The sequence below is a fragment of the Kyrpidia spormannii genome, from assembly GCF_002804065.1.
Lineage (GTDB): Bacteria > Bacillota > Bacilli > Kyrpidiales > Kyrpidiaceae > Kyrpidia > Kyrpidia spormannii.
Genome location: NZ_CP024955.1, coordinates 561,433 through 576,423, shown reverse-complemented (window position 1 = coordinate 576,423; position 14,991 = coordinate 561,433). Strand labels below are relative to the sequence as shown.

The 14,991-nt window shown below is 59.9% G+C and carries 11 protein-coding genes and 1 riboswitch; of the genes, 2 read left to right on the top strand and 9 right to left on the bottom strand.

Annotated features, from left to right (window positions below; genetic code table 11):
• Positions 1–43: 43 nt before the first annotated feature.
• The 6 genes from CVV65_RS02900 to acsA all read right to left on the bottom strand — a co-directional run bounded on the left by CVV65_RS02900 (position 44) and on the right by acsA (position 7,380).
• Complete coding sequence (locus CVV65_RS02900; RefSeq protein WP_100666863.1) at positions 44–901, bottom strand: hypothetical protein; 858 nt, start codon at positions 899–901, stop codon at positions 44–46.
• On the bottom strand, positions 873–1,466 hold the full coding sequence (locus CVV65_RS02895) for an RNA polymerase sigma factor (RefSeq protein ID WP_100666862.1): 594 nt from the start codon (positions 1,464–1,466) through the stop codon (positions 873–875). The genes CVV65_RS02900 and CVV65_RS02895 overlap by 29 nt, the downstream gene beginning before the upstream one ends.
• Before the next feature lie 231 nt (positions 1,467–1,697).
• Positions 1,698–2,645: a DMT family transporter gene (locus CVV65_RS02890; RefSeq protein ID WP_198592106.1), complete on the bottom strand. Its 948-nt coding sequence runs from the start codon at positions 2,643–2,645 to the stop codon at positions 1,698–1,700.
• 106 nt (positions 2,646–2,751) lie between these two features.
• On the bottom strand, positions 2,752–3,723 hold the full coding sequence (locus CVV65_RS02885) for a helix-turn-helix transcriptional regulator (protein ID WP_232796694.1): 972 nt from the start codon (positions 3,721–3,723) through the stop codon (positions 2,752–2,754).
• A 98-nt stretch (positions 3,724–3,821) separates the two neighbouring features.
• Positions 3,822–5,288: an APC family permease gene (locus CVV65_RS02880; RefSeq protein WP_100666860.1), complete on the bottom strand. Its 1,467-nt coding sequence runs from the start codon at positions 5,286–5,288 to the stop codon at positions 3,822–3,824.
• Positions 5,289–5,664: 376 nt separating this feature from the next.
• On the bottom strand, positions 5,665–7,380 hold the full coding sequence (gene acsA, locus CVV65_RS02875) for an acetate--CoA ligase (protein ID WP_100666859.1): 1,716 nt from the start codon (positions 7,378–7,380) through the stop codon (positions 5,665–5,667).
• Between the two features lie 693 nt (positions 7,381–8,073).
• On the opposite strand from acsA, the gene CVV65_RS02870 reads away from it, so the two are divergent.
• Both CVV65_RS02870 and CVV65_RS02865 read left to right on the top strand, forming a co-directional pair.
• Positions 8,074–9,249: a lipase family alpha/beta hydrolase gene (locus CVV65_RS02870; RefSeq protein WP_100666858.1), complete on the top strand. Its 1,176-nt coding sequence runs from the start codon at positions 8,074–8,076 to the stop codon at positions 9,247–9,249.
• A 59-nt stretch (positions 9,250–9,308) separates the two neighbouring features.
• Positions 9,309–9,418: riboswitch (SAM riboswitch) on the top strand.
• Between the two features lie 100 nt (positions 9,419–9,518).
• The gene (locus tag CVV65_RS02865) at positions 9,519–10,700 is read left to right on the top strand and encodes a trans-sulfuration enzyme family protein (protein WP_100666857.1); all 1,182 of its coding nucleotides are present in this window, start codon (positions 9,519–9,521) and stop codon (positions 10,698–10,700) included.
• 91 nt (positions 10,701–10,791) lie between these two features.
• Here the strand turns inward: CVV65_RS02865 and CVV65_RS02860 are convergent, their stop codons facing one another.
• The 3 genes from CVV65_RS02860 to CVV65_RS02850 are packed head-to-tail and all read right to left on the bottom strand — an operon-like array spanning position 10,792 to position 14,485.
• Entirely contained in the window at positions 10,792–11,484 is a 693-nt protein-coding gene (locus CVV65_RS02860) for a hypothetical protein (RefSeq protein ID WP_100666856.1), read from the bottom strand.
• Complete coding sequence (locus tag CVV65_RS02855; protein WP_100666855.1) at positions 11,481–13,613, bottom strand: hypothetical protein; 2,133 nt, start codon at positions 13,611–13,613, stop codon at positions 11,481–11,483. Before CVV65_RS02855 ends, CVV65_RS02860 begins: the two co-directional genes overlap by 4 nt.
• Positions 13,610–14,485 carry an ABC transporter ATP-binding protein gene (locus tag CVV65_RS02850; RefSeq protein WP_100666854.1) on the bottom strand — a complete coding sequence of 292 codons (876 nt, stop codon included), beginning with the start codon at positions 14,483–14,485 and terminating at the stop codon, positions 13,610–13,612. Before CVV65_RS02850 ends, CVV65_RS02855 begins: the two co-directional genes overlap by 4 nt.
• Positions 14,486–14,991 lie beyond the last annotated feature (506 nt).

Sequence of the window (14,991 nt, the reverse complement as noted above, 5' to 3'; positions counted from 1 at the left end):
ATCGACCATGGTAATCATCCAGCTTCTCCTCCTGGCCGCCCTTCTACCCTCGGCGGTGTAGAGGCCACCCGACCAAGCCGGGAACTCCAGCCCAGGCCTTCCACATCGCGTACCCCCTTCGTCCGGCCCGCACCATCGCCGCCAAGCCGGCGACGAGCAAGAGCACGCTTCCCCAAGAGGCCGCGGTATCTCCCAGAAAAGACGGCTGCTGAAGCACCGCGGCCAGCGCCCAGACCTCGATGCCCGTGGCTATGGCCGGGCGAACCCCCCGGCGAAAAAGCACCCAGGCCGTGAGCCCACCCGTAGCAAACACCGCGGACAGCCAGTGGACCAAGAACAAAAAAGGCTCCATCCCACGCACGGTAAACGCCAAAAGCGCCGTCCCCAGAACCCCGAAGGCGATGTTCAACCCCGTCACCACCAGAACCCGTATGAGCCAAAGCAGCGCCGGCGGGAACGGCACGGTATTCTCCACCAGCCGCATGCCCCGATCTCCGGATACCCGACCGTAAACCGCAGCTGCCACCACATAACCTGGCAAAATCATGGCATAGAGATTCAGAGACGACTCTCCATGCCCCTGGGACATCTGGGTCGCAGAAAGGGTGAGCAGCACAAAAATCACCAGGCTCACCGCCCAGAATCCCCATCCGTAAGTCCCCATCTGAAGCCGGATGAACTGTCCCAAGGAGAGCATCCGCCGCCTTACTCCCCGGGTTTCCAGATCCGACAGAGGGTCCTGCCGCTCGGCGCGCTGCAGAAGGTGCTGCACCAATTGACGGCTTTCCTCCGGGGTGGGCTCTTTCACCGGATAGGGCGCCAAACGGGGGCGCATCATCCGCTCCAGCTCCATCAACTCCGAATCGAGCCTGTCATCGCCTGGATATTGCCCTGGCCGCAATCCCTTCGCCCCCTTTTCCCATCGGCTCCCTCTGCTCAAAGACCTCCCGAAGGTGGCGCAGCGCCTTGAACAGGTATGCTTTGACAGTCCCCTCCGGCACCTCCAACACCTCGGCGATCTCCCGGTACGTCAGGTCCTGATAAAATCGCAAGATGACCATACGCTTCTGGATCTCGGAAAGTTCATCTAAGGCATCCCGGATCATCTGCCGGGTTTCCAGGCGCTCATAGATCTCCGACACCGAGGGTTTCTCCAGCACCGCCGGGCTCCAGTCCTCGGGCAGCCCGGGCTCCGAACGCCGCTCCGCCGCTTTCCAGTAATCCCGGCACAAATTCGTCGCCACCCGGTAGAGCCACGGGCGAACCCGCTCCGGCACTCGTCCCCGTTGTACCTCCCGGACGAACCGAAAGAACGTCTCCTGCACCAGATCCTCCGCCGGCTCCGTTCTTCCCAGAAGGCGCTGGATATAAGCGTGAATCGGGCGATGGTATCGATAAACAAGGACTTCAAAGGATCCGGTATGACCCTCTGCAAAAGCCCGGGCCAACGCTTCGTCACTTTCCATCCCAGCACCTCCAAGCCGCCCCCGAACTCGCTCGCAAAGGGACAAAAAAAGAAGCTCCACCCGCACCGTCGTCGGCCAAAGGAGCCTCAGCCATCCCCGTCGATGTCCTCTTCTTTCGACAGACCGGCCGTACCTTAGGACGAAGATGAGGGGTAAATCGTTATATCGGCAGTGCGCGACAGTGGCTCCGGCCCCTTGAGCCCTCCGGTTCCGGCCCTCTCCGGCCCATTGTCAACGAGAAATAGCCCCGGTCGAAGGCGCGGCGCCCTTCGGGGGGCGCACGGCACTCTTTCGGGAACCCAGGTACACGCCCGCCACCACCAGCAAAAGCCCCGCCACCTCCGGGATCCCGATGTGTTCATGAAGAAAGATTCCGCCAAAGATCACCCCGGCGGCGGGGGTCGTGTTGAGGAAGATACTGGTTCGAGTCGCGCCAATCCGCTGGATCCCGACATTCCAAAACATCGTCCCAAGAGCCGTCGCTCCCCACCCTGACAGGATCATCACGATCCAAGGCCAAACATCCAGGGGCCACCCCGCATCTTCGCCCCACACCCCCGTTCCCGTCGCAGTCCCCAAAAGCAACACCGAGGCAAACAAGTGGGAGAACGTGGTGATTTCCATGGCCCCCGCCCGAGGGCCAATCCACCGGATCACCAGTCCCCCGGCCACGTAAACGAGCATGGCCACGAAAACCAAGGCCTCCCCCCGGAGCGCCTCGGGACCCGCTATCCACGCCTCTCCGCCCCGGAGTACCGCCAGGGATACTCCCCCGAAGCCCAACAACACCCCCATCGCTTGGCGCCATCCAAAGGACTCCCCGAACAACCAGTGAGCAGAAACACTGGTAATGAGCGGATTCATGGCCAAAATGATCGATGCCACCCCCGCCGACGCCCACCGCACCCCGGTGGCCAAACACAACTGATGAAGATAAATACTGAGGAACCCGGCGGCAAAAATCCCGATCCACGCTTTCCTGTCCTTGGGCCACCCCGCCCCGCCACTCCAGCGCCATCGCCACAATACGAGAAGGAGAACGGCGGCCATCGTGATCCGCAATGCCACCAGCGCCACGGGAGAAAACATCCCCGTCAGATACTTCACCATCACCACGTTAATCCCCCACGTGGCCGCCACGGCCCACAGGGACCATAACGTCCCCCGCTCCCCCTGCATTCCCGGTCGCCTCTTTTCTACGGATAGATCATTAAAAAAAGATACTTCCGTATTGTAGCCGCCTTGCCGGGCCACAGCAAGGGGGAGCCGGACTCTCCCGATGGATTTAGCCTTGCTGGGCCCTTTCATACTTTTCCAGCCATTGCCGTAAGATGCCGACCATATGATCGCGATACTGCTTCGGCTCAAGGATCTCAGCGTCCGGGCCGTAGGTCCACAACCAGCGCAAAAATTCGCTCGCCCCGTTCACGACGACTTGAAACCAGAGTGATCCGTCTGGAAGTTCGCGGATCTGGGGGCGGAGGAACAACTCTTCCTCCTTGACATAACGCGCCACCTTGGGGGAGAATTTCACGACAAACCGGATAAGAGAAGCCCCCCGCTCAATCGACCAGGTATATTTCATATATTCATTTAAATCAAAAGGCCTTTTTTCATACTCGCCATCCAAGACCCGAAGCTCGTGAAACCGACTGACCCGGAAAGTGCGAAATTCCTTGCGGGTGTGACAATAGCCGATCACATAAAACCGGTGTTCCCGGGGGATGAGGTAATAAGGATCGATCCGGCGCCAACCGGTTTGGTCCCGGCTCTGGGAATGATACAGGGCTTTCACCGGTCGCCGGTGTATCACCGCCTGGAGCAATTCGGGAAAAACGTTGGGCGTTTCTGGCGCCCAGGCCGGGTTCCCCAACCGCACCACATCCCCGACGCGCTCCAGGAATCCCTGGTTGACCTTCTTTTCCTTGGCGTGAGCGGCCATGACTTTCTGATACGCTGTTTTCCACCCCGGCGGCAACGGCCTGTGGGCGGTTTCCACCCAGGCGGCCACCGCCTGGAGCCCGGCGATTTCCTCTTCGGTAAGATCCAGGGGATACAGGGCGAACTGTCCCACAAAGCGGTAACCTTCACCGCGGCGCCCCTTCGAAATCGTCGTAATCTGGGCGAGCCGATCGATGTCCCGGTAGATCGTCCGCTCGGTGACCTCGCATTCTGCGGCGAGTCGCTTGGCCCGAATCCCCGGGTATGCCTGAATCAGCGTGATGAGTTTGAGTAAGCGGTACAGCTGATTATCCATGGCAACCCCCGCGTTTTCTTTTATTATAAAGGAACGTGAAGGGACAACAAAAGCCCCCAGGAACTTCTCCCGGGGGCCCGCCCGACGCCAGAATCGGATCAACCGCGCTTGACAGTTTCAGCGGCAACTGTAGCTTCCTTCGTGCCGGACCATTCTTCGGCATCCGGTTCAAACACATGGCCCTCAAAATACGGACTGTGGTATTTGAATTTGGCCACCAACAAAGGAATGATTCCGACGAGGATCAGCCCCAGCCCGATGGCCGTCTCTTGGAACGAGAGCGTAAATACATTCATGACGAAAATGGCGAGCAACACCAACCCGCCCACCAAAGGCCAGGCCAGCCGGAAGATCCCGGCGGTGAAAGATTCGGCAAAAGATTTTCGGTAATGCCAAGCACAGCTGATACCGGTGAGCCCGTAGTAAAAGGCGATCTGAAGCCCGATGGCGCTGATCGCGCTGGTCATAAGATCGCTCACGCTGGCAGACAGATTAGAAACCACGAATAGAATGATGCCGAGGACGCCGATGACGATGTTGCTGAGCACCGGTGTCTGCCAATTCGCGTGAAGCACGGCAAACCGAGGATGGACCGTCTTGTCCCGGCCCATGGCGAACAAAGTCCGGGTCGCCTGGATGAGCGTGGTCTCCAGGGTGGCCACAGTACTGATCATGACCGCAATCAGGGCGATGTACGACCAGGGCTTGGGAAGAATCGTCTCCCCGAGAAGAGGAATAATATTCGCCGCTTCATCCGCCAAAGGCTTGTCTCCGAGGTTGAGCTGGATGACCACCTGCAACAGGATAAACAGAGCGACGATGATCAATGTCCCGAGCACCCCGCCGAGGCCGGGAGCCACTCGCTTTGCCCGGGTTTCCTCCGTCAGGTTCAAGCTGACGTCCCAGCCCCAAAAATAAAAACAGGTGATCAACAGTCCCCCCAAAAACGTCGAGAGACTTCCGTAACCGCCGAGGGAAAACCAGCTCCAGGAGAAGGGGTGGGCCACCTGATGGGAAGCGTGGATCAGCCCTCCCACGGCCAGGACGATGAGGCCAATCACTTCAATACTGGTCAGAATCCGCTGAACCACGTTGGTAATGTGAATTCCTACCATGACCAAGGCGTTCATCACCAGAAACCAGAACGCCGAAACCACGGTCACCCAGACCACGCTGTCTGTTTTATCCGGGCTTAACAACTCTAGAGTCGCCGTCCCCGCCGGAATCGCTCCAGCCATCATGAACAAGACCGCGCTGACCAACAAGCTCCATCCGCTCAGGAACCCGAGCCACGGGTGGAGAATGCGTCCCACCCACACGTAACTGGCCCCGGAGTTGGGCATCGCTTGGTTGAGGTACAAAAACGCCAGGGCGATCCCAAACATAGGGATTGCGCCGTACAGAATGGCGCCCGGTGCCAGCAATCCCACCGCCGCCACCAAAGCCACTGTCGACGCCGACAAACTGTAGGCGGGCGCCGACCCCGCCACGGCAATTAATACGGAATCGAATCGATTCAGGACATTGTGTTTGAGTTGTCCAGGTTCCAAATGTTCTTCAGGCATTCATCTATCCCGCCCTTTCCCCGCACATGTTGCTTCGTTGATGTCGAAATCCCTAGTTTTCGGGTCAGTTTTTATCACAGAAGACGTCGCTCTCCCCTCCCAATATGATAGATTTTCTAACTATATCATGACGCACCGCAAAAGGAATAAGCAAAAATGATGCCAATAACACCCGGGCCAGAACCGGGCGCTTTCCGTCCTTCCGGCTACGGGTGTCATGCATTTGAACATGAGTTATGCATCAATGAATAAGCCCTCGATATTCTGGGCCGAGGGCTGAGTGCACCCGGGATGGCCGGTTGGTCTCCACCGGGCAGGAGGCAAAAAATAGCCAGGGCCCGTGAAACCCGGACCCCGGCTCGTTCATCAGAGAGCCTTAATCCTCCATCGTGGATAAATCCCCGGTCGGCAGGCCCAATTCCCACGCCTTCAAAACCCGACGCATGATTTTGCCACTGCGAGTTTTGGGCAGTTTGTCCCGGAATTCAATCTCCCGGGGCATGGCGTAAGCCGCCAGGCCGTTGCGCACGAACTGCTGGATCTCTTGTTTGAGTTCCTCCGTGGGCGCGTAGCCCTGCCTCAAGGAAATAAAGGCTTTGATGATCTCCCCTCGGACCGGATCGGGTTTGCCGATCACCCCGGCCTCGGCTACGGCCGGGTGCTCCACCAATTTGCTTTCCACTTCAAAGGGGCCAACCCGCTCCCCAGAGGTGTTGATGACATCGTCCACCCGGCCCTGGAACCAAAAGTATCCATCTTCGTCCCGATAGGCGGAATCCCCGCTGATGTACCAACCCTCAAATGGAAAATACTGCTTGTACTTCTCTTCATTATTCCAGATGGCCCGCATCATGCCCGGCCATCCGGCGCGGATGGCCAGGTTCCCCAGTTGGTTTGGACCGAGAACCCGGCCTTGATCGTCCAGAATGGCCGCCTCAATTCCCGGCAGGGGCCGGCCCATGGAACCGGGCTTGATCGGCAGAGCGGGGTAGTTCGTGATCATCGTGCAACCCGTTTCCGTCATCCACCAGTTGTCGTGGATGCGATTTCCCAGGGCGCGCAGTCCCCAGCGAAATACTTCCGGATTTAACGGCTCCCCGGCACTGAGAACGTGCCGGAGCGATGACAAGTTATAGCGTTTTGGCAACTCATCGCCGCCGGCCATCAACATGCGGAATGCCGTGGGGGCACTGAACCAGACCGTGACGCCGAATTTTTCGACAGTCTCGTACCAACCCTCCTGTTGGAATCGCCCGCCCCGAATGACCACCGGGACACCGTGAAGCCAAGGCGCGAACAGACCAGCGGACGTTCCGGTGATCCACCCCGGGTCCGCGGTACACCAATAAATATCGTCGGGGCGCAGATCCAAAACCCACCGCCCAACCCGGTACTGGTGAATCATCAGGTTGTGCACATGGACGACCCCTTTGGGTTTACCGGTGGATCCGGACGTATAATGAAGAAGCATGGGCGACTCCCGATCCACCCATTCTACAGGCGAGTCGGCGGAGGCTCCCTTCATGAGTTCGGTATAGGACCATTCTCCCGCCTCAGCATCCGACGCCTCTGCCCCCACCAGGATCACGTGGCGCAGCTCGGGAAGCCGTTCCCTCGGGATGCGGGGGCGCAAGGTCGGCGTCGTCACCACCGCAACAGCACCGCTGTCTGCCAGCCGGTCCTGTACCGCTGTCTCCATGAACGCTTCGAATAGCGGCCCGGCCACCGCTCCGATGCGGATAATTCCGAGTAGTGCAACAGCCAGTTCTGGACCCTTGGGCATGAACAAAAACACCCGGTCTCCCCGACCGATCCCAAGTCGCCGCAGTGCATCCCCGAATTGGGCCGCATCATCCCGCAACCGGCGAAAACTCCAGGTTTCATCCCGGACCCCATCGTAATATAAAATCGCCGGCGCATCGCCGCGTCCCTCTTCTACGTGCCTGTCCACCGCCTCAAACGCGGCATTGACCCGGCCAGTCTTCCACCAAGTGAACTGTTTCGCTTCTTCGTCCCATGACACCTGCCGGGCGGCCTCGTAATCTTGGAGTTGCCCGTCCGGTCGCCCGGGTACTGCATTCGTCAAATCCATCTGTCGACCCCCAATTCTGTATATTTTGTATTCATATAGAAAATAGCTCCATCAACAAACATTTTACGACGCCGCCCGAAAAAATCCTTCCGGAACCCGTGTTTGTTCGATAACAAAAGTGTTCCAAAACGGTTTACGTCCGCTTTATCTTTCCAACCCACCCCATGACAAAAGCGGCGGGGAAACTCCCGCCCGCTGGGATCTATTCATTACGCTGCCAAAACCTTCAGCATTTCTGCCACCAAAGCCGTCCGCAACGGAACCTGGTCGATCCGAGCCGTTTCGGGCGTCTCTTCATTGTACAAAGGCTTTGTAGCGACGGTGCACTCCCCGTATCCCACGTGATCCCCGGCGTGCAACTCGACGATGACAAAGTCCCGGTCGACCTGAGTCCCAAAGTTGGTTTATTCCCTGGCCCACCACCACTGACATCAATGGCCCTCCGCGGAAGCCCTTGGCCCTATATTTCCGCGCCAAAATTTTTTCTCCCCGTTTCATGAGCACCGGGGTCTGTGATAGGATGGACATGACACGAGCGATGAACAGCCGATCGACCATGCCCTCTTCGGCTTCGCGCAGATGCTCCGGAACCCATGATCCGGCGGTTCACTGAATCTCCGCGCACGGCTGTGCCGAAGCTCTCCGGAGACACAACAACGCGGAATTCTTCCGGATCGAGGGAGTGACGAAGAGTTGGACACCCGTAAACAGCTTCGCCAGATCCTGAGCGTGACCGTCGCTTTTGCCGCCATGGGGATGAGCCAAGCGTTCGCTTATTCCTATACCCATCCGGCGATCACCAATGGGGAGCCCTTGGCCGCTGAGAACCCCGGCGTCCCGATTACCGTCGGGGGCGAGGTCGGCTCTTTGACACCAAAGATCACACACCACATTCGCTTGATCGATGTAAGTCCCGATCAATTCACGGTGGACGCGGTCCGCCGGAATCCCATCGGCACCGTATTTTACCACATCCACGATGAGAATCGTCCATTTCTCCTGTTTATCAACGGGATTTATGAAGATGCGTCGGTATTTACAGACGTATACCGTGAAGCCTATGCGGCGGGTTATAACGTGGCCACGGTGAAGTTGGACCCTGATGCGGATTTTATTGCCAATGGCCATCTGTTGGCGGGCCAACTCAGCGTTCTTCGCCAGCAAGTCCCGGGCATCGATGGCCGCTTGGTCCTCATCGGCCACAGCATGGGGGGCCTTGATGCGTACGTGGCCCTGGGCGACTACCGGCCGCTGGACGCCGCGGCTCTGATCAGCCTCGGCACCCCCTGGGGCGGGAGCCCTCTGGCAAACCTTTTGAACCGCGTGGTCCAGTTGCCCCCGGATTCGCCGATTCCCGCAACGTTATTCGGCGCGGCGGCGGACCGCAGCCTTACTCCGGCCAAGGTGCGGCAGGAAGTGACCGCTTTACATAGCGAGAACCCCACCCTTCGCGCTCTCCGGGTGGTGTCTGTGGTAGGGAGCATCCCGTCAGCCGATACGATCAGCAGCCCTTTTCTCCGGGCGGGCTATGCCGCCCTGTCGGCTTTGGGATATCCCGCCAATGACGGCGCCGTGCCCGCCCCGGCCCAACAATATCCCTTCGGCGGGACCACCATTCAGGTCAGCGCCGACCACAACGGCTACGTCCGCTGGAACCGCCTCCAACCGATTCTGGTAGATATCCTGCACCTGCCCGCTCCGGCAGGACCTTCTGAAACGAATCAGCCGCCCGGCACCCTGACGACCATCGCCGCCCGGGAAGCCTCCCGGCCGAACGCGTCACCCCTGCGGCCTGCGGCCGATCCTTTGCAGGACTTGTTGAACCGCCTGGCGATTTTTGAATATGACAACTCCGCCCTGCGGCGCTGAACGCTCTCGACAAAAAGATCGTTCCATGATATGGTGTACTCAACAATCGAATCGGTGAACTCTTATCCAGAGTGGCGGAGGGACTGGCCCGATGAAGCCCGGCAACCACCGGAATGTCCGGAGAGGTGCCAATTCCTGCAGGCCGCGTGAGCGACCTGAGAGATGAGAGGAGTGCCGGAGGATCGGCTTTTGTTGACAACCCACTCCCCTCAGGAGTGGGTTTTGCCATTCTGGAACGGGTTTCCACCGGAATTGCAGGAGGGTTAGGCATGCGCATTGACACGCGATGTTCCCAGGCGGGAACCCGCCGAGATCCCATCACCGGAGCGATTTCTTTACCCATCCACCACGCCACCACGTACGCTCATCCCGGCCTCGGTTCTTCGACCGGTTTCGACTATACCCGAACCTCGAATCCGACCCGCCTGGCCTTGGAGGAAACGATCGCCGCCTTGCACGGGGGATGCCGGGGGTTTGCCTTCGCTTCCGGCATGGCGGCCATCGACGCCATCGGCCGCCTGTTTCGCCCAGGAGATCATCTCGTGCTCTCGGACGATCTATACGGCGGCACCTACCGTTTATTCGAACGGCTCTTTCGCCCACTGGGTCTGGAAACCACCTATGTAAACACCTCCGACCTGCGGGCCGTGGCCAAGCAAATCCGCCCCCATACCCGGGCGCTGTTCGTGGAAACGCCGACCAATCCCACCCTCAAAATCGCCGACCTTCGGGGATTGGCACGGCTTGCCCACGAACGCGGAGCCTGGCTCATTGTCGACAACACCTTTATGACTCCGTACCTGCAACGGCCCCTGGAACTGGGGGCGGACATCGTGGTCGAGTCGGCCACCAAGTATCTCGGCGGACACAACGATGTCTTGGCCGGCACAGTAGTCGTAAAGTCAGAGGCGTTGGCGGATTCCCTGGCTTTTATTCAAAATTCCATTGGCGCGGTGTTAGGTCCTCAGGACGCTTGGCTGCTGTTGCGGGGGGTAAAAACTCTCCACGTGCGCATGGACCGGCATGAAAGCAATGCCCGAGCCCTGGCCGAGTGGCTGAAGGCACATCCCCGGGTATCCCGGGTGTATTACCCCGGACTCCCGGACCATCCCGGCCACGCCGTGCATCGGGCACAGGCCAGCGGGTGGGGTGGGATGATTGCCTTTGAAGTGGCGAACAACAGGTGGGTGCCCCCGATCCTCGCGCACCTGCGGGTGATCACCTTTGCAGAAAGCCTCGGCGGCACCGAATCGCTGATCACCTACCCGGCGGTCCAGACCCATGCCGACGTTCCCCCAGATGTACGACAGCGCCTCGGCGTCACGGACTCTCTTCTGAGGCTGTCTGTAGGCCTTGAACACATTGATGACCTGATCCAGGATTTGGACCAGGCCCTCGCGCTTGCGGCCAGCGCCCAGGTGGAGGAAAGTGCGCGCAAGGTGACGTGCTAACGCTGGTCCTCCTTGGAAGAAGGCGCCCATAGGGGGCATGCCGACACTCTTCCCGCGCGGAAGCGGCCTAGGGGCCGCCCCTTCCAAGGACCTATTCGGGCGAGTCGACGCCGATCCACCGCTCTCTTCGTTCCGCCAGGCCGGCCGCAACAACGACGCAAACCATCCCGATCCCCGCCCAAACCAACCGATTCGCCAAAAGTGAAGTATTTTGCGGCAGATACGGCGTGAACAAACTCACGCTTCCTAGGCCGGGCCCTTGAAGGCTTTGCCACAGCCAGAAACCGAAACCAGCCAGAAGCCCAATGTGCACCCGCTTGGCGGCCACCATCACCGCGATAGTGATCCCAATGGCCGCCAGATACCCCGGCACAGCCACGGCCAGCAGATCAATCTCCGACACCGGCGCCCCCGGCCCGACTCCCGCCCAAGGAATGGATACGTATGTAATCATCCCCTGGAATTTCCAAAGGTACACAAGGGTCCACATGGGATGAAACACGAGGACCACTCCGAGGGCCCAAACCCCCTTCCTCACTACCATCCCCGCCAAAGAGGCCGGATAGGCGGCGAACAATTCCATTTGGCTGCCGGACAGTTCCCGTTGGAACAATGTCCCACTTGCCATGATCGCCAGGAGCACGGATCCCATTTCATTATAGTAGAATACGTTCCTCGGCCTGTCCGCCACGATCAAGGACAGAAGCACCAACATCACATACCCCGCGATCGCCGCCGCCATGGCCGATCGCAGGGACCGCCATTCCCGCAGCCACAGAGTCATGGCGTTCCCCTCCAGGCTTCCTGCCATTGCTGCACGGAAATCGCAGGCAGATTCGCGTTAGGAGCAGTCGCCCCCCGGAACACCCGGTCATAGAACCCCTTCAACACTTGGCGCACCTTCTCGCTCTGCCCGGCAGCCAGGGCCTGATCGATGGGCTGCCGCACGACATCGTTCAACCCCCCCACAGCGGCAAGCGACTTCCCCGAGGGCAACCCAACCCCCTCTCGTAAAACGACGTACACCAACGCCCGGCCAATGTCCCGGGTCACGGAATCCCGCCCGGGCCCTTCCCCCGCCGGATCGCTCCAGAATCCATGCTGGACGTCCGGAATTCCGTATAGCCAGGCCGACACCACCTCCGCCAACCGGTATTCGTCAAGGTTGTGATAATGGGTTTCTCCGGTAAGAAAACTGTCCCCGCTCAGCACTGCGGGCCACAGAGGAAGATCCCCCACCGCGCCCAAAGGTGGGACCGGAAGATAGACCACCCTGCGCACCCGGTCTGTCGGCGGGTTCAGCCAGGGCTGCACGTAGCTTCTCGCCCGGTCCAGCTCCGCCGCAAAGCGCCGCGCCTCCACGCTGTTCGAAGGGCTACAGATGACTGATGTCCCGCCTTGGGCCGCCTCAACCTGAATAATCGTGCCACCAAACAATGACACACCGTCCAGGTGGCCGCCCGAAAAAACCATCTCTCCTCCGGGCCCTGGGTGCCCAGCTACGTTGGCGAATACCGGCGCCTCAAAGCCCCGAAGCACCACCCGGAAGTCTGCGGGCTGCAACTCCAGATCGTTGGGGGAACCGAGTTGGATATAGCTCGGTTCCCGGATTTTCAGCGTCTCCTTCCCCGGGAGCGGATACCACCCTTGGGTGTAAGGCAGATAGACGTCGTTCCCCCGTACGAACGCCGCAAACCGCTCCCCTGGCGAGGTGAGCCAATCATAGACTTTGCCGCTGTAGCGCACCCGCACCGTCACCGGCCCCGGTCCCTGGCCGAAGGCGGCACGCGGCAGGCTGAAATGATCAACATCCCGGCTCACGGCGACCTCTTGGCCGTCAACCGTCACGCGGTCGATCTGAAATAAACGATTGAGGGTGAAGGTCACGGTTTGTCCTGGCCCCAGGTTCTGTGGCCGAAGGGTCAGGTCGGCGACAACAGTCAACCGGTCATCCACTGCCCGATCCACCGATATCAAGTAGGACTGCACGGGAAAGGAAGTGTGAACTGCTGTTGCCCCCTGCTCCTGCGGGGTCCACTGTTGGATCGTCCCTCGAGTGTCGTATCGGTCTTTCCACCACAAGCCATAAGGCACGTAGGCCACCCCCGACACCCCAAACAACACCGCAGCCGCCGCCAGCCCCATTTTCCGCCGGGTGGAGGGCCAGCGGTGGGCCAGCCGCACCATCGCGGAAACCACCAACCAGAGCGCGAACACCGCCACAAACACCCGGGACAGGGCGATTTCCCGGGAAATCAGTGGATATCCCCAGGCCTCGTAACCGACGATGTAGTCGTTGCCAAACCACTGGTTGAGATGAAAGGTCTTGAGAAAATACCAATCTTTTGTCCCGATAACGATTTTCTCCAAGAAAAATGTCCCGAAGACCCAGGCGCAAAATCCGATCAAGTAAACCAGCCGCCCCGGGATAGCCACTGCCAGGAACATGGCCAGGGCCAAGGTCACCATGTACGACCACTCGTCCTGGATTGCGAAAAAACCGAGGTGACGCGACACAATGTCCCAGGGCAACTCCCGCACCCGGCCGAAATAGGCGAACACCACGACAACCAAGGCAGTGAACAAGCTCAGATACAAGAAACCCGCCAGGTATTTGGCCCCGATCAGTCCGGCCCGGGAAACGGGCAAAGCCCCGAGCCACTCATAACTCGGCCGCATCACGTCCCGCCGCATGAGCCAGATGCCGAGCCACATCGCCAGCCCCAGACTAAGGGTTTGCCATATTTCGTGAAACCCGTACACCGCCCGGTAAATATCCTCGGAAGAGGGAGGGCCCAACCGGGACAGGATGAAGGCAAACCAGAGACCGTAGCCCAGGGCGATCGAGAGTAGAACCGGGTTTGTCCACAACAGCCGGCTCTCGATTCTCCACGTCGTCAGCCAGGACTTCACCGGCGATCCCCTCCCCTGCGGCTGAGAAGAGCCAAGTACCCGTCTTCCAAGGTGGGCTCCACCGTCCTCGCTCCAGAGAGCGGAGGCTCGTCGGCAATCACCCGGCACACCACCTCGCTGCCCTCCTGGCGGGTGGAGATCAGCTGCCACCGGGCCAACTCCGGCAGCCGCTCTTCCCCCACCCGGACCTCCCAGACCTTCCCCTCGGCAAAAGCCTGTAGGTCCCCAAGACTGCCGGCCAACACCAACCTCCCCTGATCGAGCACGCCCACCCGGCGGCAGGAACTTTCGATGTCGCCGACAATGTGGGTGGACAGGATCACCGTCTTGTGCAGCGCCAAGGTGGCCAGCAGATTCCGGAACCGCACCCGCTCTTCGGGATCCAGCCCCGCCGTGGGTTCGTCCACAATCAACACTTGGGGATCGCCGAGGAGAGCCTGGGCAATGCCCAGCCTCTGGCGCATCCCGCCGGAGTAGGTCTTCACTTTGTCCGACACCCGATCGGCGAGGTGAACCTGCTCCACAACTTCCATCACCTGTTCCCGGCGCTTGCGGGCATCTGTCCACCCTTTCAGGACCGCGACGTAATCCAGGAATTCCCAGGCGGTCATTTGCGGGTAGATCTGAAAAAACTGAGGAAGATAGCCGATTCGTTTCCGGATTTCGTCCGGATTTTGCCGTAGTGAAATCCCGTCGATCCGCACTTCTCCGGACGTGGGCCGAAGCAGGGTCGCCAGGATGCGCATCAGCGTGGTCTTGCCGGCACCGTTTGGGCCGAGCAACCCGAACATGCCGGTCTCCACGGTTAACTCCAAATCCCGGAGCGCCCAGTGGCGTCGGTAGCGTTTGCACAGCCCTCGAATCTCGATCACGGGGATCTCCTCCATCTGTCGTTTGGCGGGCCCGCCAACCCTATGACGAAGCCGGGGGACAGATGGTTATCGCGCCCTCATGAAACGGATGATCGCCCACGACGGGCACCGAAGGCGACTGGCGTTAAAAAAGCCCCCGACGACGCTCGTCGAGGGCCCGGGCAGAGTGGGCCGGCGTATCTCAGCCTCACTCGCTCACCTTTACAGTCTTTCGCCGCACCTTCCGGCCTCACATGGAGGCCCGCCTTTTCTGCCGTGCGGCCACATTCACAGGGATCTCTCCTTTGTGATCAGTTTTCGCTCCCGCGGTCGGTCAAAATCCGGTGATGTGGTATCAACAGTTGCCGGAATGTCTGATCAAATCTATCCAACAAACCGCTGTCGGCCTGACCTGTGTCTCCTTCCATCCGGAAGGGAGCCGCCCCCGGGGTGGGCGCGCTTCTCGGCATGTGCTTCCTCCCGCGTCCGGCAAGCCAGGATCGGCAAGCCGGTCCCCAAGGAAAGAA

Bases quoted from the DNA above. Each gene is read 5' to 3' on its own strand.
- acsA (WP_100666859.1), bottom strand. From the start codon at position 7,380: ATGGATTTGACGAATGCAGTACCCGGGCGACCGGACGGGCAACTCCAA.
- CVV65_RS02895 (WP_100666862.1), bottom strand. From the start codon at position 1,466: ATGGAAAGTGACGAAGCGTTGGCCCGGGCTTTTGCAGAGGGTCATACC.
- CVV65_RS02890 (WP_198592106.1), bottom strand. From the start codon at position 2,645: ATGCAGGGGGAGCGGGGGACGTTATGGTCCCTGTGGGCCGTGGCGGCC.
- CVV65_RS02885 (WP_232796694.1), bottom strand. From the start codon at position 3,723: ATGGATAATCAGCTGTACCGCTTACTCAAACTCATCACGCTGATTCAG.
- CVV65_RS02860 (WP_100666856.1), bottom strand. From the start codon at position 11,484: ATGACTCTGTGGCTGCGGGAATGGCGGTCCCTGCGATCGGCCATGGCG.
- CVV65_RS02865 (WP_100666857.1), top strand. From the start codon at position 9,519: ATGCGCATTGACACGCGATGTTCCCAGGCGGGAACCCGCCGAGATCCC.
- CVV65_RS02880 (WP_100666860.1), bottom strand. From the start codon at position 5,288: ATGCCTGAAGAACATTTGGAACCTGGACAACTCAAACACAATGTCCTG.